We start from the raw sequence: 23,891 nt of genomic DNA on the forward strand, positions 1-23,891 counted from the left end.
TCGGCCTTGTTGCGGAAACGTTATCTGCGGCAGGCATGGCTCGACACTGCGCGTGACGCGTGCTAGTCTCGCTACTGCACCCACCTGTTTGCCAAGGCGGCCGTGCAAAGGACAGCCATGGATACAGCACCGCAAGCGGTACCTGCTCTGGATTCCTCCCCGCTCGGCCGCGACGGCGTGCCGCGCCATGTCGCGCCCCTGCTTGACGATGGCGTCTTCAGTCCGGAACGGATGAAGGCCGAACGCGAACAAGCTTATTTCAACGATTTATACCTGCTGGCGCCCGTCGCCTATTTCGTGCTCGGTCTCGATGGCGTGATCCTGCAGGTCAACCTGGTGGCGGCCGAACTGTTCGGCCTGGCGCGCGGACATCCCGGCCACGTGCTGTTCCGTTCCTTTGTCCACGAGGCGTTCCGCCACGATTACGACCAGTTCGTGCAGCGCGTGCTCAACAGCAGTGAACCCGAGCGCATCCAGCTGCAGGTACAGCTGCCGCCGCCGCGTCCCGGCACGCGCGAGGCCGGCTTGCCCGTCAGCCTGCTGGGCAGCGCCGATCCGAACGGCCAGGCGCTGCGCCTGGTGCTGGAGCAGGCCGAAGGCAAGCTGGCCGCGCTCGAACGCAGCGAAGAGCGTTTCCGGCGCATCGTGCACAGCGCCGAGGAGGGCATCTGGGAAATCGATGCGCAGGCGCTGACGAGCTTTGTCAATCCGAAGATGGCGCAGATGCTCGATTGCCAGATCGAGGATATGCTGGGCCAGCCGCTGGCCGCCTTCATGGATGAGGAGGGGCGCGCCATCCTGGAGCGCAATATTGCGCGGCGGCAGGACGGCATCGTCGAGCGCCACGAATTCAAGTTCCTGCGGCGTGACGGCAGCACCCTGTGGGCCACCCTGGCCACCAATCCCATCTTCGACTCCGCCGGCACCTACCTGGGCGCGCTGGCGCTGGTCAGCGACATCACGGCGCAGCGCGCGGCGTCCGAGCGCATCTGGCGGCAAGCCAATTTCGACCAGCTGACAGGCTTGCCGAACCGCCACATGTTTCTCGACCGCTTGCAGCACGAGGCGGCCCATGCCAAACGCGAAGGCGCTTGCCTGGCCCTGCTGTTCATCGACCTCGACCATTTCAAGCAGGTGAATGACCGCCTCGGTCACGAGAAGGGCGACATGCTGCTGCGCCAGGCGGCGCACCGCATCAGCGAGCGCGTGCGCGCCACCGATACGGTGGCACGCCTGGGCGGCGACGAATTCACCGTCATCCTGGCCGGCGTGGGGCAGCTGGGCGGCATCGAGCGCGTGCTGCAGGAGCTGACGGCCGCGCTGGCCCTGCCGTTCATGCTCGACGGCGACACGGCGCAAGTGTCGGCCAGCGTGGGCGTGGCCCTGTATCCGGCCGACGCCGAGGCGCCGGACACCTTGCTGCGGCATGCGGACCAGGCCATGTATGCGGCCAAGAGTGCGGGGCGCAACGGCTACAGCTATTTCACGCCGGCCTTGCAGCAGGCGGCCGAATTACGCCGCAGCACGGTGCGCGAGATGCGCCTGGCGCTGGCGCAGGACCAGTTCGAAGTGCATTACCAGCCCATCATCCGCCTGCGCGATGGCGCCATCGAGCGGGCCGAGGCGCTGTTGCGCTGGCGACATCCGCTGCGCGGCTTGCTGGTGCCTGCCGATTTCATCGCCTTTGCCGAGGCGAACGGTCTGATCATCGATATCGGCGAGTGGGTGTTTCGCCAGGTCGTGCGCCAGGCGCGCAAGTGGCAGGACGAGCATGGCGCTCCGTTCCAGATCAGCATCAACAAGTCGGCCATGGAATTTCGCTGCGACGCCGCGCTGTACCAGGACTGGGGCGGGCATCTGGCGCGCCAGGGGCTGGCGCCGGGCGCCATCGTCATCGAGACGAGGGAAGCGGTGCTGCTCGACGAGGGGCGCCAGGTGGTCGACCGGCTGCGCCAGTTCCGCGCCATGGGCCTGGCCCTGGCGCTCGATGATTTCGGCAGCGGCCAGGTGTCGCTCGCGTGCATCAAGAAGGCCGACATCGATTTTCTCAAGATCGGCCGTTCCCTGGTTGGCGAGCTGGGGCGCGATGGCGACGGGCAGGGCCTGTGCGAGGCGATCATCGCGCTGGCGCAGCGGCTGGGGCTGAAAGTCGTGGCCGAAGGCGTGGAGACGGCGTCGCAGCGCGACCTGCTGCGCGCCGCCGGGTGCGACTATGCGCAAGGGTACTTTTTTTCGCGCGCGTTGCCGGCGGGACAGATGGACCGCCTGCTGGCGTCTCAGCCGGCGGCCTGAAGCGTTTCCTGCGCCTGTCCGCCGCCTTCCATCAGCTCTTCCACGGCGGCCAGCGTCTCGGCGGCGCTGACCGAGGCCAGCGTCAGGCCCGGCGCCAGGATGACGCGGTAATGGCGGCTGGCCGGATAGAACCAGCGGTAGTTGTCGGTGCGTATGTAGTAGCCGACGATTTTCTTGTCGTATGCCGAGGCGATGTGGATCACCGACGTGTCGGGCGACAGCACCAGTTCGCAGCGGCGGATCAGGGCCGCCAGCTCCAGGATGTGGCCCGTGGGTGGCGCGCTCATCACGTTGGCATGGCCGGCGCCGCGCACGATTTCGGCGGCGCGCGCCTCGGTGCCCGGCGCGGCGATTACCAGCAGCGCATGGCGCGGATAGCGTGCCGCCAGGGCCGCGCAGCAGCGCTGGGCGTCGGCCACGCTGACCGTGCGCTGCGCATTGCTGCCCTGGAAATTGAGGCAGAACAAGCCTTCATGTGTACGCAGCAAGGTGTCGCAGGCGGCGTCGACCCGGGCCGCGTGCGCATCCACGCCGAACAGTTCATAGCGCGTATCGATGTCGCGCAAGCCAAATTGTTCGAAGGTGGCGAAAAAGCTGTGCAGGATGTGGCGGCTGCGGTCGCAGGGCACGGTATGGTCGAACATGCCCAGCTTTGCCGTCGAGGTGCCGTACTTGGGAATGGCAAAGCCCGTCAGATAGCGCGCACCGAGCCATTTGATACGCAGCAGCAAGGGAATCGAAAAGCGGTTGTAGGGATTGAAGATGACGTCGTAGCGGCGCCGGCGCAGCTCGGCGATGGTGCTGCGCAAGTCGCGCAGCAGCGGCTGCTTGTCCCAGATCAGGATTTCGTTCACATGCGGGTTGTCGGCGATGACATCGCGGTTGGCGCTGCTGGCGGCCACGTCGATCTGCCAATGCGGATAGTTTTTCTTCAGCTCGCGCAGCAGGGCCGAGGTGACGATCATGTCGCCGATCTTGTCGTTGCGCAAAATCAGTACCTTGCGCACCTTGGCGATATCGAGGGGCTGCTTGCCGGATTTGCCCAGCAGGGCATAGCTGATCAGCCGGGCGGCGGTTTTTATCAAGGAAACTCCGGAAGTAGATGGCGACAGCAGCATCTTACGGATTGGCTATGTCACCGTCAAATGTGGGAACTCGCCCAATGTTGCCTTCAATAATGTTTCCGGGGAGCGGATGCGCCCGGCGTCCAGTATCCAGCGCCACCCCAGGTAATTCGGCAGATAACGGCTGGCCACCCCCTGGAAGATGCGCAGCCAGCCGCGCAAGCGGCTGTGATACGCGTTGACGTTCTGCACGTGGGCAGCGCCCTGCACGCGGATGCCGGCGCGCACATTGACGGCCTGGTGGCTGATCCCCGCTTCCTTGGCAAAGGCGCGATAGGCAGCGTGGCCGTCGGTGACCAGCAAGATGTCCTTGTCGATCACCGGTGGCAGGCAAGCATGCAGCTGCGCCTTGGTCAGCGCCCCTTTTCCCGCGACGAAATCGCGGGTTTGTCCCGTGCGGTCGCGCGCCACCAGGATGCAGACCTGCTCATTGGAAATGCCGCGCTTGTGGGCATGGCTGCCACGGCGGCGCGCCGGACGGGTCAGATGCCGCGATCCCTTTTCCGATTCCAGCACATACAGCTCATCCGCTTCGGCGATGCCATGCAGGCAATGGGGCCGGTCCGTCTTGGCCAGGCTTAAAAACCGGTGGCGCCAGCGAAAGGCGGTGTTGCGGTGCACGCCCAGCTGGCTTGCCGCCTTGCGCACGGAAGCCGATTCGAGCAGGCAATCGGCGTAGTCGAGCCACAAGGTCTTGTGGCGCAAGCGCGCCAGCGGCGTGCCGGTGAGCGCATTGAAGGTGCGCCCGCACGGCACGCAGCGGTAGCGCTGCAGTCCGTGCGCATGACCGTGCCGGTGCGCATGGCTGCTGTTGCAGGCGGGACAGTGTAACCGCTGCCGGGCCACGCTTTCGATCAGTGCCACGGCGGCGTTCTGCGATCCTGCCCCGCGCAGCAGAGCAGTGCTCGCCAAACGCTGGCGACGGCTCAGTGCGGCAAACTGGGTGATGAAGGTTTTCCATTCGGCTGGCTGCATGGATGGCTCCCGTTTGTCTGCGATGCACAGTCAGACAGCCGGGCCTGGGGAAGATTCCTTGAGTTCCCCTATTTGTCGGGGACAGAGCCTACGGATTTCCACCGTCCTGAGCTAGGGGGCGTGCCCCATTATTGCCGCGTGCGCCAGGGCGGCGCACGCGCGGGGAGCGATTATTCGAGGCCCAGCAGGGCGACGACTCTCTCGCGGCTGATGCCGACCAATGCCGAGCTGATCGCCAGCAGCGATTCATAGCCGGGCTCGCTGGCCTTTTGCGTGAAGTTTTCCGCCAGGGTATCCATGCTGACGTGCACCTGCACCGGTTGAGCGCGGGCAACTCGTCCCGTCGCTTGCGCCAGGGCCAGACTGACGGAGCTGCGCGCCGCCTGCAACTGCGCCAGCGCCTGCACCACTTGCTGCAAGGTGGCGCGCAGGGCTTCCACGTCGCCGGTATGCCATTCTTCCGGGGCGATGGCGGCCGGCTCCGCATCCGTGCGCACGCGGCTCATCTGGCCGGTCGGATAGCGGATGCCGCTGCCGCGCACGGACAGGCTGTCGCGCACGTTGGCCCAGGCCGCTTCCGACGTGCTGAACACCAGTTCGCCATTCTCGCCCAGTTTGACGCCGATACCCGATGGCATCAAGGCGCGGTCGAAGCGCGAGACGATTTCGTTCGCGCTCAGGCCAGGTTCGATATTGACCGAGCGCAATGCCTGGTTCGCGCCGCCGACGGAAAACGCCAGCACTTCCTGCGGGCCTTCCTGCAGGCTGGCCATGGTCAGGCCGCGGATGCTGAAGTTTTGCTGTGCCGCGCGCGGGCTGGTATAGCTGAGTTGTGCGTCGAGCGTGCCGCCCGAGGCGCTGGCGCGCTGGCGCCAGGTATTGCTGAACTGGCGTACTCTCGCTTCGACTTGCCCTTCGCGGCCCTGGCGCGCGGCCAGCTTGGCCGCCAGCTCGCTTTTCAGCGCTTGCAACTGGCTGCTGCTGCGTTCCAGGTAGTCGAGCGTTTGCTGCGCGTTGGAAATCTCCCCCTGCAGCTGGTGATCCCAGTTGCTCAGGCCGCGTTGCAGGCTCGCCGTCGACCTCTTCGCCGCCGGCGCATCGCTGCGCGCGCTGGCGCTGCCGTTGATGGCGGCGGACGCGTCATCGACGACGCGGGCTGTGCCGGCGCCTTTGGCATTGACGCCGGAAGAGGAGGGAGTCTGAACGATTTGCATGATGGTCAGAGAAGATCAAACAGGGAAATGGTGCCAACCTTGGCGTATGCCTTGTATGTTGCCTGCAGGGCTGTCTGGTAGCCGGTCAGTTCGATGGCCGCCGCGCCCATGTCGGTCTTTTTCAGGTCCAGCAGGGCCGAATCGTTCGACAGCGAGACATTGGCCAGGTTGCCGGACAAGGTGGACAGAATGTTCTGCGCGCCGCCGAAGATGGCGATCTTGCCCGAGAGCAGATCCATGCCGTCGTCCGTGCCATTCAGGCCTGCGCCCACCACGGCCCGCACGGCCGGGTCATTCGGGCTGACGCCCGGCGTGCCGAGGGTGGTGATGACCTGGTCGATCTTGTTGAGCCATACTTCCAGATTCTTCACGTCGACGTTGGCCGCCTGCGTCACGCCATTGCCCACCACCACGGTCTGCGTGTCGGTATTGCCGATGTAGCTGTAGCGCGAACCGGCAGCCGCCGTCGCGTCGTACTTGATCGCCGGCTGGTCGGTGGCGGTGCCGGAAAACATGTAGCGGCCTTCCTGGTCCTTCAGGTTGGCCGTGTACAGCACGCTGTCTCGCATGGCGACCAGCGATTGCGTCATCGCATTCAGGTCGTCGGGGGCGTTGCTGCCGTCGGCCGCCCACACGAGCAGGTCGCGCGCCTGGCCCATGTCGGTAACCATGCTCGACAGGTAGTTTTCGTTTTTCAGCAGGCGCACTTTGACTGTGGCGATATTGTCCTGGTACTGGGTGACCATGGCTTGCTCGCGCGTCAGGCGCGAAATGCGCACGTTGCCGATCGGGTCATCCGACGGCAGCTGGATGCGCAAGCCCGATGCCATCTGCTGGGTCAGGTAATTGATGCGTTCTTGATTTTGCTGAAGAGAAATATTAATCAGCGATTGGTACTGGCTACTGGCAACACGCATGATCTTCTCCTTAACCCATCATTTGCAAAGTGGCGTCAAACAAGGTATTCGCCACGGAAATGACTTTCATGTTTGCCTGGTACATATTCTGAAATTCGACCAGGTTCATCGCTTCTTCGTCCTTGTTCACGCCGCTCGTGGATTTCCAGTCGTCGATCGCTTGCGCGCGCACCGTGCTGGCCGTTTTCAGCAAGGCCTGGTTCTGCTGGCTGTAGATCGCCAGCTTGCCGACCAGCTGCGTATCCGCGTCGCTCATCAGGACGGAACCCACCCAGCTGACGTTGATCGGTTGATTCTTGATGTCGATCAGTTTCTGCAAGTTGCCGCTGTCGCCGGCCTGGCCCGTCAGCGACAGGGCCAGGTCCTTGGCGTTGAAGCCAGGGGTAATGCTCAGCTTGCCATTCGCGTAGGCCAGCAGGGGACCGCCGGCCGTGCCGGCCATGGTTGTTCCCAGCGCCAGTTGCGCGTTGACCTTGCTGGTCAACTGGGTGGCCATGTCCTGCAGCGACTGCTGCAGCGGTTTCAGGGTATTTTTTTCGAATTCGCCCAGGCCGCCCATCTGGCCGCCGATGGCGACCAGATCGAGCGTGTACGAGGACTTGGCGAAATCGAGGCTCAGCGTCTGGTCGCCCGTGTTCGTCATGGTGCTGCTCAGGGTGCCGGCCAGGCTGCCGATGACCAGAGGCTGGCCCGACTTCAGCGAGACATTGCGCGAGCCGTCCGGCTGGTCGAGCACCTCGATGCCCATTTGCGAGGCCAGGCCATCGATCAGCTGGTCGCGCGCATCCATCAGCGACGACACGTTCGTGCCCGACGCCGTGGAGGTGCTGATACGCTGGTTCAACGCGGCGATATTGGCCAGGGTGGTATTGGCTTGCGGCACAATCGCTGCCCGTTGTTGCTGGACCGACAGCAATTGGTTGCCCATGACGGTGCTGATGCTGTTGAAGCGCTGCGCCATGGCATCGGCGGAAGTGACGATCTGCTGGCGCAGCGGCGTCGACGTCGGGTCGACGGCGGCCGCGTTCAGGGCCTTGAAGAAACCGTCGATGCCATTGCTGATGCTCGACGCATCGTCGCCCATCACGCGCTCGAGCTGGGTCAGGTAAGGCTGGGTCTGCGAGCGGGCGCCCTGGTCGGACGCGGCACGCCACATTTGCTGGCTCTTATAAGCATCGGCAAAACGCAGCAAGGCGGACACTTCCACGCCATTGCCGGCCGAACGCACGCCGGCGGTGGCGCCAAGCGATGACAGCAGCACACCCTGGCGCGTGTAGCCCGCCGTTTGCAGGTTGGCGATGTTCTGGCTGGCCGCATTGAGTGCGGCCTGGGCGGCGATGCTGCCTGACAATGCATTGCTGATGATGCTCATTGGGCAAGTTTCTTTCGTGAAGAGTGTGGCGCGTGCGGGTGGGCAGGCACTGAATCGTTGTTACCTTGTACAGGCGACGCTTCAGACGGATTTATTAAGCGGCGCCGCAATATTGTCGGTCTTGACAGCGCCACGGGCTGTCACCGGGGCGCCGGCAGGCGGCAGCAGCTGGCGCAGAATGGCGTCGGCGATGCCGAAGGCGCGCTGGCCGGCCATCTTGTCGGCCACCAGGTTATCAGCCATTTCCAGCATGTCGCTGTTGACCGGGTCCTTGAAGACGCTGTCTTCGCCCGCCATCTCGCGCGTGCCCGAACGCATCTGGCGCAGCATGTGCGAGATGAAGAAGGCTTCGAACTTGACGGCCGCCTCGGTGGCCTTGGCCGCATAACGGGGATCGGCAGGCGTGGCCGCGGCGGGCGTCTTGTCGTCGAGCGCCGAGGGCAGGGCGCCGCTGCTGTCGTTGATATTCATCATATGACCACCAGTTCGCCTTCGATGGCCCCTGCTTGGTCCAGGGCTTGCAGAATTGCCATGATGTCATCGGGCGAGGCGCCCAGGCTGTTGACCACGTCGATAATCGACTGCAGCTTGGCACCGGCCGGCCATTTGAACATATTGCCATTGCCCTGGTCGACGGACACTTTCGACTGCGGCGTAACGGTGGTCTGGCCGCGGCCGAACGGCGCCGGCTGGCTGACGGCCGAACTTTCGGAAATGACGACCTTGAGCGAGCCGTGCGTGACGGCGGCCGCCTTGACGCGCAAGCCTTCGGCGATGACCACGGTGCCGGTGCGCGAATTGAAGACCACTTTCGGCGTATCGACGCCGACATCGACGGAGAGCGCTTCGAGCTTGGCCATGAAGGCCACGCGCTGGGTCGGGTTTTCCGGCGCCAGTACTTCCACGCTGGTGGCGTCGCGCGTGGTGGCGACGGCGCCAAAGCGGCGGTTGACGGCTTCGACGATATTGATGGCCGTCTCGAAATGCGGGTGGCGCAAGTTCAGGGTGACGGTCGGCTTGGTCGAGAAATCGCTGAGGATTTCGCGTTCGATGTTGGCGCCGTTGGGAATGCGGCCTGAGGTCGGCGTGTTGACGGTGACGGACGAGCCGCTCTTGCCGGTGGCGTTCAAGCCGCCGACGACGACGTTGCCTTGTGCCAACGCATACGTTTCATTGTCGGCCGCGCGCAATTGCGTCAGCAACAAGGTGCCGCCGCGCAAGCTCTTCGCATCGCCCAGGGACGACACGGTGACATCGATGGCCTGGCCACGGCGGTATCCTGGGGGAAACACGGCACTGACCATGACGGTGGCGACGTTCTTGCTTTTTGCTTCGGCGCCGTCGGGCATCTTCACGCCGAATTGCTTGAGCATGTTGACCACGGACTGGCTGGAAAACTTCACCTGGGTGGTGTCGCCGCTGCCGTTCAGGCCCACGACGAGGCCGTAGCCGACCAGCGGGTTGTCGCGCACGCCCTCGATACTGACCAGGTTGCGCAGCACTTGCGCGGCGCTGGCGGGCAGGGCAAAGCCGGAGAGCGCGGCCAGCATGGCTGCCAGGGGCAGGGCGGAACGAAATTTCATGAGCTCACCTTAAAACGGCATCCATGGGCCGACGAAGAAGCGCGTCAGCCAGCCTGGTGTATTGGCTTCGGCCAGGGTGCCCTGGCCGGAATAGGCGATCTGTGCATTGGCGATGCGCAGGGACGAGACCTGGTTGTTCGAATCGATGTCGGCCGCGCGCAGGTAGCCGCGCAGGCGCACGAATTCCTCGCCCTGGTTCAGGGTCAGCGTTTTCTCGCCCTGCACGCGCAGCAAGCCGTTCGGCAGCACTTCCTGCACGATCACGGTGATGGCGCCGGACAGCGCATTTTGCTGCGTGCTGGTCGAGTCGCCGGCGAAGTTGCGGTCGGCCGACAGGTCGATGCCCGTCTTGGGTAAGGTCTTGCCGAGGATGTTGGCCGCATTCACGCCGACGGACGAACCTTTGTTGAACGAGGTGCCGGCCTTCTTGCTCGCCTGCGTGGTTTCCTGCAGGGCCACCGTGACGACATCGCCGACGCGGAAGGCGCGGCTGTCCGAAATCAAGTCCAGGCCCGCGTCGGGATTGAAAACGCCGCCGCCCACGCCGCCGCGCGCAGCGCTGCGCGGCGCCACGGGCAGCGGCGTATCGGAAAAGCTGGGCGCCACCGGCGCGGCCGGCTGGCTGGCGCAACCGGCCATCAACACCAGCAGCATGGCTGCCGTGGCTTTCATGGCGATTCTCATCAGCGTGCCGCTTGCGCCAGGTATTGCAGCATATTGTCGGCGGCCGACAGCACCTTGGTGTTCATTTCATAGGTGCGCTGGGCAGCGATCATGTCGACCATCTCTTCGACCACCTGCACGTTCGAGCCTTCCAGCGCGAACTGTTTCAGCTTGCCCAGTGCGCCTTCGCCGGGACGGCCTTCCGTCGGCGTGCCGCTCGATGCCGTTTCCTGGAACAGGTTTTCGCCCAGTGCCAGCAGGCCCGTCGGGTTGACGAAGCTGGTCAGGTTCAGCTGGCCCAGCTGGGTGCCGTTGACATTGCCCGGCACGGTGGCCGTGACCATGCCGTTTTCACCGATGGTGATCGCCGTCGCATTGTTCGGCACGGTGATCTGCGGCACCAGCGGCAAGCCCTGGGCGTTGACCATCACGCCGTTTTCATTGATGCCGAGCTGGCCGGCGCGCGTGTAGGCCGCTTCGCCGTTCGGGCGCAGCACTTGCAGGAAGCCGTTGCCGGTGATGGCGACGTCGAATTCGCGGCTCGTCGTTTGCAGGCTGCCGGTGGTAAACACCTTTTGCGTGCCGACCATGTGCGTACCGTTACCCAGCTGCACGCCCGATGGCGACAGGGTATTGTCGGCGCGCTGCGTGCCCGGCTGCTGCTCGACCTGGTAAAACAGGTCTTCAAAGACGACGCGGTCGCGCTTGAAGCCAACGGTATTGACGTTGGCCAGGTTGTTCGCGATGGCTTGCAGCTTGGCGTCTTGTGCCTGCACGCCGGTCTTGCTGATCCACATTGCTGGATTCATGATTTACTCCTGGTAATTGGTTGGCGTTGGGCTCAAGCGCCCAGCAGGCGGTTGCCGGACTCGGTCATCGCGTCGCTGGCCTTGAAAATTTTCATTTGCATTTCGAAACTGCGGTTCAGGCTCATGGTGGCGACCATTTCCTCGACGGCCGACACGTTGCTGCCTTCCAGGTGACGGTCGCGCAGGCGCACCGCCGGGTCGGCCTGCAAGTCTTCGCCGCTGCGTGCCACGATCAGGCCCGCCTCGTTCTTCGTCAACTCGCCCGATTCCGCATTGACCAGCTTGAGCTTGTCGACGGTCTGCATTTGCGCCGTTCCTGGCACCTGGATGGAAATCGTGCCATCGGCGCCGATCGACAGGCTGGTGTGCTCGGGAATCGTGATCGGACCGCCTTCGCCCAGCACGGGCCGGCCGTTGATGGTCAGCGCGCCCGTTTCATCGAGGTCCATGGCGCCGGCGCGCGTGTAGGCTTCACCGTTTTGCCATTGCACAGCGAGAAAGCCGGGGCCCGTGACGGCCACGTCGAGTTCGCGTCCCGTTTCCTTGATGGCGCCCGTGCGCGTGCCGACGGCGCTCGACTGCGTCTGCGTCATGTGGCGGTCGTCGTAGCCATAGCCGTTTTGCAGCGGCTGGGCAGTGGACACTTCCAGGTTGGCGCGAAAGCCGCCCGTCTCGATATTGGCCAGGTTGTTGGCGTGTACCTGCTGTGCCCGCAGGGCACGGTCGGCCCCGCTCATGGCGGTATAAATCAGCGCATCCATTGCTTTTTACCTTTGCGTATCGTGGATTACAGCGCTTGCATCAGCGATTGCAGCATGGCGTTCTCGGTCGAGATGACCTTCGAGTTCGCCTGATAGTTGCGCTGCGACGTCATCAGGCCCACCAGTTCGGAGGTGATGTCGACGTTCGACTGTTCCAGCGAGCTCGTCACCAGTTTGCCGGCCATGCCGACGCCCGGACGGTCATAGATGGCGGTGCCGGAGGTGGTCGAGGCGACCCAGCTGGTATCGTTGACGGCCGTCAGCCCGCCTTCGTCAGGGAAGGTGGCCAGGGCGATCACGCCGATGCTTTGCTTCTGGCCGTTCGTGTATTTCGCCACGACGGAGCCGTCGTCGGCCAGTTCCACGCCCGTGTAGGTGCCCGAGGCATAGCCGTCGGCGCGGTCGGTCGAGGTGGTCGCTTCACCGGCGAACTGGGTCGTGCCCGTGTAGTCGATGGCGATCGACAGCGCTGCGGCGCCAGGCGGCGTCGGGAACACCGGCGTGGCGGTCGTTCCGGTCACCAGCTTGCCGTTCGTGTCGAAGGTCATGCTCGTCACCGGCGTCACATCGGTATTGTCAAAGGTGTAGTGCACGTCCACGCCCGTCGCCGTCTTGACGAAGTACTGGCCCAGCGAGTGCTTGGCGCCCAGCGAATCGTAGACGATCGAGGACTTGGCGCTGTTGTAGCTCAGTTCGTTGGTCTTGTTGAAAGGCACAGCCTTGATGGTCCATTCGGACGACATGTTGGCGGCATATGCCAGCTTGGTCGATGCCACGGCGGGAATCTGGCCCGTCGGAATGTTCATGTCGCCCATGGTGCCCAGGGTGGTGCTGCCTTTGACGGCGGCATAGCCCTGTACCAGGCGGCCGTTCGAGTCGATCAGCTTGCCATCGCTGCTGGCCGAAAAGATGCCGACCCGGCTGTAGCTCATGGTGTTTTGCGCATCGCGCGCGACGAAAAAGCCGCGGCCGTCGATGGCCGCGTCGAGCGCGCGGCCCGTGTTCAGCACGCCGCCAGTGAGCGACATGCTTTGCGTGATCGAGCCGATTTCCGTGCCCGTGGCGCGCGAACCGGCATACATGGCCGAAAAGTTGGCGCGGCTGCTCTTGAAGCCGTAGGTGCCGGCATTGGCGATATTGTTACTGGTGCTGTTCAACTGTTGGTTGATGGACTGGATACCGGACAGCGCGATGTCGAAACTCATGTTGACTTCCTTTAGTGAAGGACGAGATTAGTGTTCAGGAAACGAAGGGGCGAGCGGATCAGGCCGTCTTGCCGTTGAAGCCGGTGATCGCGCCAGGGTTGACTTCGCCCAGGTTCGACACGCTCAAAATCATGCTGCCGCCGGACGACAGGCGCACGCTGTTGAGCTTGCCCGCGATGTCGACCGATGGTTTTTCGGTGCCATTGGTGGTGACCGCCATGGTGTACGTGCCTGCAGGCAAACCCAAGGCGACGGGATCGATGGTGAACGGCACCGTGCCGGCCGACTTGGCGCCCAGTTCGATCTTGTATTCCTTGTCGTCGATGCCTTTCAGGGTCACGGTGGTCTTGGTGGTGCCGGCCGCCAGCGCGATGCTGCCGCTGACCTTGCTCTTGTCGAGCTGCACCGTTTCGCTGTTGACCATGACTTCGGAGCCTACTTGCGCGCCCAGGGCCAGCACCTGCATCGATTGCAGCACGCTGGCATTGGCGCTGGTCAGCGTCGACAGGTTTTGCATCGCTTCCGTCTGCGCCTGCTGCGTCAATTGATTGACGAACTGGCTCGGATCGGTCGGCGCCAGGGGATCCTGGTTCTTGATCTGCGCGACCAGCAACTTGGTGAACATATCCTGGGTGGCATTGTTTTGCGATTTGACGGCATTGTTGTTGCTGCCGCTGCCGCTGGTGTTGTTTGTAAAGAGATTGGTTTCCATGGATTATGCTTCACCTAATTTGAGGAGCGATTGCTGCATCGACTTGATGCGGCCCAGAACTTCGACATTGGTTTCAAACGCGCGCGAGGCCGACATCATGTCGGTCATCTCGGCTACCTGGTTGACATTGGGGTAGAACACCATGCCGTCGGCGTTGGCCATCGGGTGGCCCGGTTCATACACCTTGCGCAGCGGCTCATCGCTTTGCACCACGTCGAGCACCTGAACGCGTCCGCCGGCGCCGCTGGCGCCCGGTCCATCCATCACGGCCGCAAACACGGGTTTGCGCGCGCGGTAGGTTTCGCCTTCGGAACCGGCAACGGAATCGGCATTGGCCAGGTTGCTGGCGATGGTATTGAGGCGCACGGTCTGCGCCGCCATCGCCGAACCGGCGATCTTGGAAATATCCTGGAAGCTCATGCTGATCCTTATTGTCCGGAAATGGCCTTGGACAGACCCTTCAGTTTCATGTTGACGAAAGTGAGGCTGGTCTGGAAGTCGGTGGCATTCTGCGAGAACGCCGCCTGCTCGACGCCGATTTCGACGGTATTGCCGTCGCGGCTGGGGTGGTAGGGTACGCGGTACAGGGCACTGGCATCGTCATCGGTCGACAGCAGGCCGGCCTCGTTATCCTGCAATTGTTGCAGGGCGCTGCCGAAATCCATGTCCATGGCCTGGAAGCCGGGCGTGTTTTCATTGGCGATGTTGGCCGCCAGCACGCGTGTACGGTCGGCACGCAGTGCGAGTGCATCGGCATGCACGCCCAGCGCATCCTTGAAATTAATCCCCATGGTCATCCTTTGTGTTGAATTCGATCGTGCTTTTTGCGGTTTGGTCCAGAAAACAAGTGGTGCAGAGGTAAAATCCCAGCCAAGTCATGTTGACGCATGGTAAGGTCATGCCGCTTCAGTATCTTTGATTAAGGTTAGCAATGATTTACTTTGAGAACTATTCCGTGATGTGGAACAAGGCGCAATGTCGTCACATACTGCTGCCAAGCCTATTTTTACTGACCAGCCTATATAGTAGTGCAGGTCGCGCAGAATTGCCAGCCGACAATATATTTTCACGTGTGGAACAGCTAGCTCGCGAGCAATTGACACAGCAGGCGGCCACGGCGGGACTGCTGGAACCCCAGTTTCAGGTGACCGTCGTGAAAAGCACGCGCCCCATGCCGGCGTGCGCCGCGCCCGTTGCGCTGGAAACGGCGGACAGCCGCTCGGCGCAGCGCATGCGCTTTGTCGCAGTGTGTCCTGGAAGCAACGGATGGCGTTACGAAATGCTGGCGCGCGGCAGCATCACGGCGCAAGTGGCCGTCACCAGCGCCCCCGTCACGGCCAATACGCCGTTGCAATCGGGTGACGTGGTGCTGGCGCGGCGCGACGTGACGATGGTGCCGGACAGCATTTCTGCCTTGCCTGGCGCGATTGGCCTGTCGAGCCGGCGCAGCTTGCGTGCCGGCGAAGTGCTGCGCCAGGGACAGCTGGCCTCGCCCGTGCTGATCAAGCGGGGCAGTGCGGTCAACATCGTGGCGCGCAAGGAGCAGGTGGAAGTGAGCATGGCCGGCGAGGCGATGGATCCGGGCGCGCTTGGCGAGCTGATCCGCGTGCGCAACGCCACCAGCGGCACAGTGATACGCGCCAGGGTGGTCGATGCGGGCGTGGTGGAGCCGGCCGAACTTCCCGGCCGTTAAAGGGAACTTACTCGGCGGCGGCCGTGCGCTGCAGACGTGTCGCCAGTTGGGTCAGCTTGGCGGCATAGTTGGGGTCGGTGGCATAGCCGCCGCGCGCCAAACCCTGCGCGAAGGCGCCTGCGTCGGCGCCCGTGTTGAGGGCGGCGCGGTAGCGTGGATTGTCGAGCAATACTTGCGCATAGTCGCGGAAGGCGCTGGCCTGATCCGGGTAGCTGCGGAAGCGCTCGGTTTTCTTCAGCGCCGTGCCGCTGCCGGCCTCGTATTCGGTCGTCAGGTTGCTGGCCACGTCGCCCTGCCATTTGCCGCCGGCCTTGATGCCGAACAGATTATTGGTGTCCGCGCCCGTGCCCTGGCGCAGCGGACGCTGGCCCCAGCCCGATTCCAGCGCCGCGTGGGCGGCGACGATTTCCGGCGCCACGCCCAGGCGCGCGCCCGTTTCTTCCGTCCATGGCTTGATCGAGGCGAGGAATTGCTGCTGCGTTTCGCCGATCTCGCCGCCCTGACTGATGGCGCCCAGCACATTGACGGGCTGGCTTTGCTCCAGGTAGGCGCGTCCTTGCGGGCTCAGGTTGGTGGCGTTGCCGCCGCCCTGTTCGATGAAGCGGGCCACTTCGCCCTGTACTTGCCGGAACACGCTGCCAAAGCCGCCGCTGGAGGCCGTGGATTCGGTGGCGCGCATATTGCTCTGCACGGCATGGGTCGCCGCCGTCGATGGCGTCGCCGCCGTGGCGCGGGTGGTCAGGAAATCAGCCTGGCGCATACGTATCTTCCTCGCCATGCAGCACGCGCTGCATGATGCTGTACTGCTCTGTTAATAAATCGCTGTTGCGGGCATTCAGGCGCTTGCATTCGAGCACCATCTGCTCGAGCGCGGCCCAGTCGCGCTGGGCGGTGGCACGCGCGTCTTCTTGTAACAGCGCAAACAATTGGGGCATGTCGCCTTGCGGGCCCAGCAGGGCGGTGACGAGACTGACACGCTGGCGGCGGCGTGCGTCGAGTGGCTCGACGGCGGCGACGACCTGGTCGGCCAGCGCCGTCAGCCGGGTGCTCTGGTGGTGCAAGGTGGCCTGAAATTGCTCTTCCAATAAGGTTTGCAGCGCGGCATAGCCGGCGCGGTCATCCGTCATGCCTTGCAGCACGCGGCGCACGGCTTCCTGGCGCGTGATGCCCTTGCGCGGCGCGGTCACGATTCGCCGCCGTGGAAACGCTGGATCAGGCCCGCCAGTTTCGATGGATCGAACGGCAACTCGCCCTTGGCCAGCGCATCGCGCAGCATGGCCACTCTTTCATGGTCGATCTCGGGCATGGCGCGCAGGGCGGCCATGGCCGGCTGCAGCACGGCCGATTGCAGTTCCGCCCCGGCCGACGAGCCTCCCATGGCGCCGGCGGCGCCCGCGTTCTCGGCGATCGCCTCGGCCGGCGCGACGGCGCTGCTGCGCACGGCAGCACCGGTGTTGCCGGAGGAGATTTTCATACGTTGTCCCTTGCCCTTAATTTGCATGCTCTTCCCGATCTTTCTTTGCGGGCAGGCCCAGTTTTTCGCGCAGGCGTTGCAGGGTGCCGGAGTCCGGTTCACCCACCTGCAGCTCGTCGCCTTGCGGCTTTTGTCCGGCCATGCCGAACATGGCGGCGATGCTGTCGGCCTGGCCACGCGTCAATATTAACAGTTCGATGCGGCGATTGATGCCGGCGCTGGCATTTTTCACGTCCAGCGGCGCGCGGTCGGCCATGCCGACCACTTGCAGCACGCTGTCCGGACTCATGCTGCCGATCAGCAATTGCGCGCGCGCCGACATGGCGCGGTTGGCCGACAGGGTCCAGTTCGAAAAGCCTTCATAGCCGGTATTGGCGTATTGCATCGAGTCCGTATGGCCGACGATCAGCATCTGGTTCTCCATTTGCGCAAACACGGGCCCCATCTGGCGCAGCAGCTTGCGGAAACGGTCGGTCGGCACGGCGCTGCCGCGCACGAACATGCCTTGCTTGTCCGTGTCGTGCAGCATGACGCGCAAGCCGTATGGCGTGATCACCGATTGCAGGTTGCTCTTCAGTCCCGCCTCGTCGCTGAGCTTGTCGAGCGCGCGCGACAGGGACAGCAAGTCTTCCGGCGACTGGTAGCTGACCTTGGTCTGGTTTTGCGGCGCGGCGCCAGCCTTGCCGTCCTGCGTCTGTTTGCCTTCCGTGCGCGTGTCGCCCGTGCCCTTGCGGGGCATGGGGAAGCGCTCGATCAGGCTGCCGCGCGGGCCGCCTTTCTGTTCCGGCATGACGCCCTGGCCTTCGCCCTGGCGGCTGCCTGCCGATGCGTCCATCATGATTTCCTTCATCGCCTGCTGCTCGCGCGCGGCCATCAGCCACAGCACGAGGAACAGCGACAGCAGGGCCAGGCAAAAGTCGGCAAACGCTACTTTCCAGGCGCCGCCATGGCCATCGTCGTCATGCTTGCGGCCGGCACGCTTGATGATGGCCTGTTCATGTTTCTCATGCGGCTTTAGCACGGCGGCCTCCCCGGCCTTGGCCTTGCTCTTGTTCGGCGCCGCCATCTTCCAGCGCATTGATCCAGCTTTCCAGCTGGGCGAAGCTCGGTTTGATGTTCAGCTGCACCAGGCGGCGGCCCGCATCGATGGCCAGCAGCGGCGGTTTGCCCGCCACGTGCGTGACCAGCACGACCTTCACGCATTCCATGGTCGAGCCTTCCTCGCCCACCAGCTGTTTCATCATGTTGCACATCGGATCGAGCACGCCGTAGCAAAAGAAGATGCCGATGAAGGTACCGACCATGGCAGCGCCCACTTTTTCCGAAATTTCCGCCGCGTCGGCGCCGTCGGCCACGGAATTCATGGCCATCACGATGCCGAGCACGGCAGCCAGAATACCGAAGCCGGGCATGGCTTCGGCGATCTTGTGCAGGGACTTCGACGGCTGCAGCAATTCGTCGTGGATGGCTTCGAGTTCCTGCTCCAGCACGCCTTCGAGTTCATGCGCGTTGATCTTGCCCATCGCCATCAAACGGAAGTTGTCGACGATAAAGGCCAGCAGCTTCGGCTCTTCCAGCACCAGCGGATAACGCTGGAACAGGGCGCTTTCGCGCGGCGCCTCGACGTGGGCGTCCAGCGCCTTCAGGCCGCCGGCGGCCGTTTGCAGCAGTTCATACATCAGCAGCAGCAACTGGCGCTGGAATTCCGAGCCTTGCTTCTTGTGCGTGACGATCTTGCGCATCTGGTGCAGCATTTCACCGAGTACATGCTTCGGGTTGCCCAGCACCAGGGCGCCGACGGCGGCGCCGATGATGATGATCAACTCGACCGGTTGCCAGATCGCGTGGACGGTGCCGCCCATCAGGGCGAAGCCTCCGAATACACACCCCATCACGATTAAGATACCGATAATTACCATGTCAACTGCCTTTCTGCGTCATTGTGCTGCGTCAATTTGATGGATAGTGCTGAAACTTATGCGTCTTGCAGCATGGCTTTCATCTTGCCCAGCGCCGTCTTGTTGAGCTGGCAGACGCGGGCGTCGCTCAGGTCCAGTACGGCGGCTATTTCCTTGTAGCTCAGTTCGAATTCGTAATACATCTGGATCACGCGCTGCTCGCGTTCGTCGAGCGCGCGCAGCGCCTGCTCCAGGCTGCGCCGCACCATCAATTGCTCTTCCGGGCTCGGTGCGCTGTCGGCCTGTCCCAGGCTTTCCTGCAGCACTTCATCGAAACTGGCGATCAGCTCGGCGTTTTCCGCCAACTGGTATTCCTGGAAAGCTTCCGGCGTCAGCTTCAGCGCGGCCATGATTTCCGCGTCCAGCGGCTCGCGTCCGAGGCGGCGGGTCAGGGCGCGCACGCTGTCGCGCAGACGGTGGCTTTCCTGGCGCACGGCGCGCGGGCGCCAGTCCTGGCGCCGCAGTTCATCGAGGATGGCGCCACGGATGCGCAGGCTGGCATAGCTGCCGAAAGACTGGTCCGGCACGCCGTAGCGGCGCAAGGCTTCGAGCAGGCCCATCAGGCCGATCTGTTCCATGTCGTCGCGGTCGATGGCGCCCGACACCTGCGAATTGAGCTGGCGCACGATGCGTTTCACCAAAGGGGAGTACGCCACCAGATGTTGTTGCTCTTCAGCAACGCTGAGCACGGCCGCGCAAGCGCTGGCGGCGGCATATTCGCCGGCGCCATACGCTTCCTGGTATTGCTCTACATAGGCCAAGGGATCTCCCACTAGGTCGGCTGGCGTGTTGGCTTATTCAATGATCAGCTTGCCGACCATGACTTCCGTGAACGGTTTTTCCATCTGTTCACGCTCGTAGCTGACATTGAAGGCTTTGTTGATCTGCTCGGCATATTGTTCCACGGTCATGGTCTGCGCCTTGTCCAGCGGAAAACTCGACAGGGTGCTGACGGCGATCGAGCGCATCAGCGGCAAGTGATCCTTGGTCAGCTTTTCCTTTTCCTCGGTGGTGGCGATCACCAGGTCGGCCGACAGGTAATGCGTTTCGCCTTCGCCGGGGCCGCGGCGCAACATCACGATGACTTTGTCCAGCGTGAGGAACTTGCGCGCCTTCTTGCCCGTGGCGGGCGGTGGCGGGGCTTTCGCTTCGGCGACTTCGGCATGGCCGGCGACCGGCTTGGCCAAATACCAGATGGCGCCGCCAGCGGCGCCGGCGGCCAGCACGGCCACGCCGACAAAGCCGGCTATCAGTTTCATTTTCATATTCATCAGGCGGTCTCTCGCTCGTGGCTGGCGTATGTGGTAGCGGCGGTGTTGCCGTCGGACAGGGCGCGTCCCGGCTCGGCGTCGTCCTGCTGGCGGCCCGGCTGACGCTGGCCGCGCGCATCGCCTTCGGCGAACGCCTGGGCAGCGGGGCTGCGCGGGGTGGCACTGATATTGACGGCCACATCGGTGTACTGGCGCTGCGCCAGGTCGCTGCGCATGTTCTCGCCGATGCCTTGCAACTGGCGCAACACTTCCGAATTCGACGCCGTGACGTTCACCTGCAGCGCGCCGGCCGTATGGCGGATGGAAATTTCAATGCGTCCCAGCATGGGTGGCTCGAGGCGGATCGTCGCGTGTTCGCTGTTGCGCCCGATCTGCGTCTGCAGGCGTTCGCCCAGCGCTTCGCGCAGCGGTTCCTGCCATTGCTGGGCTGGGCCGTTGAGCTTGATGGTGTCGCCGGCCGGGGCCGCTGTGGCCGTATTGCCGACCGCGCCCGTCAGGCCCAGGTTGGGCGTGGCCGGTGCCGGCGTCGCGGCGCCACGTTCGCCTTCGCGCGCGGCAACGGCAGGCGCGGCAACGGCGGTTGCCGGAGCGCTTTGCTGCAGCAGCGATTCGAACGGCTGTGCCGGCGCGCCGCCCTTGGCGGCCGTCGTCGGGTTGGCGGCGGCCAGCGGCTCGCGCGTGTCGCGGCCTGGCGCTGGCGCCGCTGCCGGCGCGTTCAGGGTGACCGCCGACGGATGCAGGCTGATGTTGAGTGCCGGATTGGCTTGCGCCGCATTCGCCTGCACCTGTGTCTGCGCTTGTGTCTGTACTTGCGCCTGGGCGGCGGCACGCGCCTCGGCTGCGGCCGCGTCCGTTGGCGGCAGCATGGTCACCGGCAAGCCGATAACGGGGGCGGCCATGGCCGGCAGGCTGCTGTCGGCCTGGCTGTCGCTGTCGCTCTCCTTCGCGGGAGCGGGCGTGTCGGCGTCGGCCGTTTCCACGCCCGTCACGTCAAGCACCTGCGCAAACAGGGGCAGGGCGGAGGGCACGGCGCCAGTAGCGGCATAGCCTGGTGTGCCGGGCAAGGCGGCGGCCTGTGACGGCGCTGCCGCCGGTGCTGGTGCAGCTGCCGCAGGGCTCGCCGGTGCCGGAGCGGCCGGCGCCGTGTTGAAGTTCATGATCATGCTTGATTCCCGTCCGAGTCGTATTCGCCGAGCGCGGCGTAGGCGACCCAACCTTCCTTATTTGCCTGTAATGCACCCAGGTGTTGACCCAGGCGTTCTTTTTCCTCAGAGCAAATTTTAACCGCTTGCGCGTGATTTTTGCGCAATTGCAACAATTCTGTTTGTTCCAGCGCACTCCATGCGCCCCGTTCGGCCAGCAGGGGGATGTTTTTCGCCAGGCTGGCGGACAGTTTTCCCATTGCTTCCCAATCCGCTTGCGCGATGGCGGCGCTCAATTGCCGGTTCAGCTGTTGCAGGATGCCGCGCCTAGGCATTGTTGGCCTGGACGCCCACCCAGCCGCGCTTGATGGTGGTCATCAGGGTCGTCACTTCGTCGATCAGGGTCGGGTCGAGCTTGATGCCGGCCGTGTACAGGCGCGCCACGCAATAGTCGTACAGGCGGGCCAGGTTGACGACCACTTCGCCGCCATTGTCGAAATCGAGCGAGCTCGACAGACCGTTGATGATCTGCGTGCATTTATCCAGGCTGATGGCCTTTTGCTCGTAGCGCTTGCCTACGATATGCCCGCGCGCGCGCGCCAGTTCTTCCAGCAGGCCGTCCGTCAGCACCAGTACCAGCTCGACCGGTGTGGCGCGGGCGGTCTGGGCATCCAGGTTGACGGCATGGTAGTTGCCGTAAGCTTCATTGTTTAACATGTCTTATTTCTCACTGTCTAAACTTGCGGCGGCGCGGCAGGCACGCTCGCCTTAGGATTTGTCGTTGCCAAACATGGCGTCGAACATGTCGACCGTCTTGTACATCTGTTCCTGCATGACTTGCAGGCGCGTATATTGATCCAGGAAACGCTTGTAGGCCGTGTTGTACTGGCTCGTCAGCAGGTCGGTGCTTTTGCTCAGCGACTTCTGCAAGCTGGTATTCGCATCGAGACGCTGCACCAGCTGGCCCTTGGTGATATTGCTCCATTGGCCCAACGCCTTGTCCAGGCCGCCTAACACGCCCGATGGGGCCGACAGGCTGTTGTTGCCAAACAACTTGTCCAGGTCGCCAGGGTTCGATGCCAGCTTGGCGGTCAGCTTGGCCGTATTCAGGCTCAGCGTGCCGTCGCGGTTGGCGGTCACGCCGTAGGAGACCAGCGAGACGCCGCCGACGCTCTGGCGCAGCAGATTGTTCAAATTGCTGCGCAGGGCGTTCAGGCCGGAATCGTGGGCAAAGATGCCGGCCGCGACGTTCTTGTCCGGGTCGCCGGAACTGGCCAGGCCGTCCAGCACGCTTTTCAGCTTGTTGTAGGCATCGACGAATGCCTGCACATTGGTTGCCGTGCCGCCGCTGTCGGTTGCCACCGTGACCGTCACGGGCGCGTCGCCCGTGTTCATGGCCTTGGTGAAGGTCATTTTCACGCCCGTCACGTTGGTAAAGGTATTCGACGCCTGCGTGATTTGCGTGCCGGTGTCCTTTGCGCCCAGCCAGACGATGGCGTCCTGCGCCTTGACGACTTCCTTGATGTTGGTGGCCGCATCCGTCACCAGGGCCTTGGTCAGCGCGGTATTCGTCACGCTCGACGCGTCCAGCGTGACGGCGTTTTCCTTGCCAGTCAGGTTCGATGTCAATACCAGCTGCGCCTGGTTGCCGATGGTGACGATGGAAGCCGTCACGCGCGAATTGTTCTTGCTGTTGCCATTGATGGCGGCGGCGATTTCCTGCGGCGTCAGGTTGCCGTCGGCATCCTTGTCGGCGGCGCTCAGGTCGATGTCAAAGCTGTTGTCTGCGGTGACGGGGGCCAGCGGATCGCCGATCCGCACGGCTAGCGTGCCGCTGCCGGCGGCGGGGCTGCTGGCGAGGCCGCTGTACGAAGTCTGGCTGGCTGTGGCCAGTTGCTGCACGAAAAAGGAATAGCTGCCGGCAACTGCCGTGGCATCGGCCGTGCCGCTGCCATAGGCGGTATTGCTGAAGGTGGCGGACTGGCTCAGCAGCGACTTGCTGCTGCTGCTCATGGTCGTCATCGTACTTTGGAAGGCGCTCATGGCCAGCTTCAGGTTGTTCAGCGCCGCGGCCGTGGTGTTGGCCAGTGCGGTTTGCTTAGTCAATTTGTCCTGCTGCGCCGCGACCGACTTGGTAGCCAGGTTTTTTGCAGTGACGAGCGGATCGTATTGCGGTGCAGTAATTACGTTTGCCATGCCAGACTCCTGAATAAAGGGATATACCGGTACAAGGCGACCCCCATTCCCGTTTTGTGAAGTTTTCCTGAAAGAAACTTACACCAACCTCATTTTACCTGTCCGCGGAACCAGAATTGCGTCGCCAGCTCGTCTTGCCGCTTGGCATCGACACGTTGTTGCTCATTTGCAACATATTTTTGTTTTTGCGTCAGCACCTGGTCCAGCACTTCGCGCTTGGCCCAGGCCGTATTGAGCGCGCGTTGCGAGACGGCCATGTTGGCCTCGTGCAAATGCAGGTCGGTACGGTGCTGGTCGGCCATCTGCATGACGGCTTGCTTGAAGTTGCCGCAGTTGACGGACAGCGCCAGGGGCAGGGCGCCACTGGGGCCGCTATCCGTGTACAGGCCCGTCAGGCGCTCCAGGTTTTTCTGGTAGCGCTCGCGCACGGCCGTCTGCGCCGCCATTTCGCCTTGCAGGCGTTCCACTTCGGTGCTGCGCAGGCCGACCAGGGTGGTCAGGTTGCGGATGGTATGCGAGTCGCTCACGTA

Annotated in this window: 28 protein-coding genes; 2 read left to right on the plus strand and 26 right to left on the minus strand. The window is 63.6% G+C overall.

Annotation, left to right across the window (positions count from 1 at the left end):
- Positions 1-117 precede the first annotated feature (117 nt).
- Positions 118-2,292, plus strand: a complete 2,175-nt coding sequence (locus tag JAB4_RS13590; protein ID WP_343216283.1) for an EAL domain-containing protein — start codon at positions 118-120, stop codon at positions 2,290-2,292.
- Here JAB4_RS13590 and JAB4_RS13595 read toward each other — a convergent pair.
- The 14 genes from JAB4_RS13595 to flgB all read right to left on the minus strand — a co-directional run bounded on the left by JAB4_RS13595 (position 2,277) and on the right by flgB (position 14,418).
- Positions 2,277-3,377, minus strand: coding sequence for a glycosyltransferase family 9 protein (locus tag JAB4_RS13595; protein WP_070224841.1), 1,101 nt, complete (start codon positions 3,375-3,377; stop codon positions 2,277-2,279). The genes JAB4_RS13590 and JAB4_RS13595 overlap by 16 nt on opposite strands.
- A gap of 45 nt (positions 3,378-3,422) precedes the next feature.
- The gene (locus JAB4_RS13600) at positions 3,423-4,391 is read right to left on the minus strand and encodes an IS1595 family transposase (protein ID WP_070308439.1); all 969 of its coding nucleotides are present in this window, start codon (positions 4,389-4,391) and stop codon (positions 3,423-3,425) included.
- A gap of 170 nt (positions 4,392-4,561) precedes the next feature.
- Positions 4,562-5,605: a hypothetical protein gene (locus JAB4_RS13605; protein ID WP_070219884.1), complete on the minus strand. Its 1,044-nt coding sequence runs from the start codon at positions 5,603-5,605 to the stop codon at positions 4,562-4,564.
- Between the two features lie 5 nt (positions 5,606-5,610).
- Positions 5,611-6,522, minus strand: coding sequence for a flagellar hook-associated protein FlgL (gene flgL, locus JAB4_RS13610; protein WP_070219886.1), 912 nt, complete (start codon positions 6,520-6,522; stop codon positions 5,611-5,613).
- Positions 6,523-6,532: 10 nt separating this feature from the next.
- Entirely contained in the window at positions 6,533-7,894 is a 1,362-nt protein-coding gene (flgK, locus tag JAB4_RS13615) for a flagellar hook-associated protein FlgK (RefSeq protein ID WP_070219888.1), read from the minus strand.
- 81 nt (positions 7,895-7,975) lie between these two features.
- Positions 7,976-8,365, minus strand: coding sequence for a rod-binding protein (locus tag JAB4_RS13620; protein WP_070219914.1), 390 nt, complete (start codon positions 8,363-8,365; stop codon positions 7,976-7,978).
- Complete coding sequence (locus JAB4_RS13625) at positions 8,365-9,477, minus strand: flagellar basal body P-ring protein FlgI (protein WP_070219890.1); 1,113 nt, start codon at positions 9,475-9,477, stop codon at positions 8,365-8,367. The genes JAB4_RS13620 and JAB4_RS13625 overlap by 1 nt, the downstream gene beginning before the upstream one ends.
- Before the next feature lie 9 nt (positions 9,478-9,486).
- Positions 9,487-10,149, minus strand: a complete 663-nt coding sequence (flgH, locus tag JAB4_RS13630; protein ID WP_070219892.1) for a flagellar basal body L-ring protein FlgH — start codon at positions 10,147-10,149, stop codon at positions 9,487-9,489.
- A gap of 11 nt (positions 10,150-10,160) precedes the next feature.
- Positions 10,161-10,949 (minus strand): flagellar basal-body rod protein FlgG, encoded by a 789-nt coding sequence (flgG, locus tag JAB4_RS13635; RefSeq protein ID WP_170909686.1) that lies wholly within the window; start codon positions 10,947-10,949, stop codon positions 10,161-10,163.
- A 32-nt stretch (positions 10,950-10,981) separates the two neighbouring features.
- The gene (locus JAB4_RS13640) at positions 10,982-11,710 is read right to left on the minus strand and encodes a flagellar basal body rod protein FlgF (protein ID WP_070219896.1); all 729 of its coding nucleotides are present in this window, start codon (positions 11,708-11,710) and stop codon (positions 10,982-10,984) included.
- A gap of 26 nt (positions 11,711-11,736) precedes the next feature.
- Positions 11,737-12,915, minus strand: coding sequence for a flagellar hook-basal body complex protein (locus tag JAB4_RS13645; RefSeq protein ID WP_070219903.1), 1,179 nt, complete (start codon positions 12,913-12,915; stop codon positions 11,737-11,739).
- Between the two features lie 58 nt (positions 12,916-12,973).
- Positions 12,974-13,627, minus strand: coding sequence for a flagellar hook capping FlgD N-terminal domain-containing protein (locus JAB4_RS13650; protein ID WP_070219904.1), 654 nt, complete (start codon positions 13,625-13,627; stop codon positions 12,974-12,976).
- Positions 13,628-13,630: 3 nt separating this feature from the next.
- Entirely contained in the window at positions 13,631-14,047 is a 417-nt protein-coding gene (gene flgC / locus JAB4_RS13655) for a flagellar basal body rod protein FlgC (RefSeq protein ID WP_034757795.1), read from the minus strand.
- An 8-nt stretch (positions 14,048-14,055) separates the two neighbouring features.
- Positions 14,056-14,418 carry a flagellar basal body rod protein FlgB gene (gene flgB / locus JAB4_RS13660; protein ID WP_034758109.1) on the minus strand — a complete coding sequence of 121 codons (363 nt, stop codon included), beginning with the start codon at positions 14,416-14,418 and terminating at the stop codon, positions 14,056-14,058.
- Between the two features lie 281 nt (positions 14,419-14,699).
- Here flgB and flgA point away from each other — a divergent pair, with 281 nt between their 5' ends.
- Positions 14,700-15,320, plus strand: coding sequence for a flagellar basal body P-ring formation chaperone FlgA (gene flgA / locus JAB4_RS13665; RefSeq protein ID WP_227742151.1), 621 nt, complete (start codon positions 14,700-14,702; stop codon positions 15,318-15,320).
- Positions 15,321-15,327: 7 nt separating this feature from the next.
- Here flgA and JAB4_RS13670 read toward each other — a convergent pair whose 3' ends face one another.
- The 12 genes from JAB4_RS13670 to JAB4_RS13725 all read right to left on the minus strand — a co-directional run bounded on the left by JAB4_RS13670 (position 15,328) and on the right by JAB4_RS13725 (position 23,888).
- On the minus strand, positions 15,328-16,080 hold the full coding sequence (locus JAB4_RS13670) for a glucosaminidase domain-containing protein (RefSeq protein ID WP_070219908.1): 753 nt from the start codon (positions 16,078-16,080) through the stop codon (positions 15,328-15,330).
- Positions 16,067-16,507: a flagellar export chaperone FlgN gene (gene flgN, locus JAB4_RS13675; protein ID WP_083287147.1), complete on the minus strand. Its 441-nt coding sequence runs from the start codon at positions 16,505-16,507 to the stop codon at positions 16,067-16,069. The genes JAB4_RS13670 and flgN overlap by 14 nt, the downstream gene beginning before the upstream one ends.
- Positions 16,504-16,794, minus strand: coding sequence for a flagellar biosynthesis anti-sigma factor FlgM (gene flgM, locus JAB4_RS13680; RefSeq protein WP_034757812.1), 291 nt, complete (start codon positions 16,792-16,794; stop codon positions 16,504-16,506). The genes flgN and flgM overlap by 4 nt, the downstream gene beginning before the upstream one ends.
- Positions 16,795-16,810: 16 nt before the next feature.
- Positions 16,811-17,872: a flagellar motor protein MotB gene (locus JAB4_RS13685; RefSeq protein ID WP_070219910.1), complete on the minus strand. Its 1,062-nt coding sequence runs from the start codon at positions 17,870-17,872 to the stop codon at positions 16,811-16,813.
- On the minus strand, positions 17,799-18,713 hold the full coding sequence (motA, locus tag JAB4_RS13690; protein ID WP_034757817.1) for a flagellar motor stator protein MotA: 915 nt from the start codon (positions 18,711-18,713) through the stop codon (positions 17,799-17,801). The genes JAB4_RS13685 and motA overlap by 74 nt, the downstream gene beginning before the upstream one ends.
- 56 nt (positions 18,714-18,769) lie before the next feature.
- Positions 18,770-19,513, minus strand: a complete 744-nt coding sequence (locus JAB4_RS13695) for a FliA/WhiG family RNA polymerase sigma factor (RefSeq protein WP_046684903.1) — start codon at positions 19,511-19,513, stop codon at positions 18,770-18,772.
- Between the two features lie 33 nt (positions 19,514-19,546).
- Positions 19,547-20,011 (minus strand): flagellar basal body-associated FliL family protein, encoded by a 465-nt coding sequence (locus JAB4_RS13700; protein ID WP_329957619.1) that lies wholly within the window; start codon positions 20,009-20,011, stop codon positions 19,547-19,549.
- A gap of 11 nt (positions 20,012-20,022) precedes the next feature.
- Positions 20,023-21,186, minus strand: a complete 1,164-nt coding sequence (locus tag JAB4_RS13705; RefSeq protein ID WP_070308440.1) for a flagellar hook-length control protein FliK — start codon at positions 21,184-21,186, stop codon at positions 20,023-20,025.
- Positions 21,183-21,461: a hypothetical protein gene (locus JAB4_RS13710; protein ID WP_227742152.1), complete on the minus strand. Its 279-nt coding sequence runs from the start codon at positions 21,459-21,461 to the stop codon at positions 21,183-21,185. The genes JAB4_RS13705 and JAB4_RS13710 overlap by 4 nt, the downstream gene beginning before the upstream one ends.
- A gap of 31 nt (positions 21,462-21,492) precedes the next feature.
- Positions 21,493-21,882 (minus strand): flagellar export chaperone FliS, encoded by a 390-nt coding sequence (gene fliS, locus JAB4_RS13715; RefSeq protein ID WP_070219791.1) that lies wholly within the window; start codon positions 21,880-21,882, stop codon positions 21,493-21,495.
- 51 nt (positions 21,883-21,933) lie between these two features.
- Positions 21,934-23,361, minus strand: a complete 1,428-nt coding sequence (gene fliD, locus JAB4_RS13720) for a flagellar filament capping protein FliD (RefSeq protein WP_070219793.1) — start codon at positions 23,359-23,361, stop codon at positions 21,934-21,936.
- Between the two features lie 89 nt (positions 23,362-23,450).
- Positions 23,451-23,888: a flagellar export protein FliJ gene (locus JAB4_RS13725; protein WP_070219795.1), complete on the minus strand. Its 438-nt coding sequence runs from the start codon at positions 23,886-23,888 to the stop codon at positions 23,451-23,453.
- Positions 23,889-23,891: the final 3 nt, after the last annotated feature.

The organism is Janthinobacterium sp. HH102, from assembly GCF_001758625.2.
GTDB lineage: Bacteria > Pseudomonadota > Gammaproteobacteria > Burkholderiales > Burkholderiaceae_D > Janthinobacterium.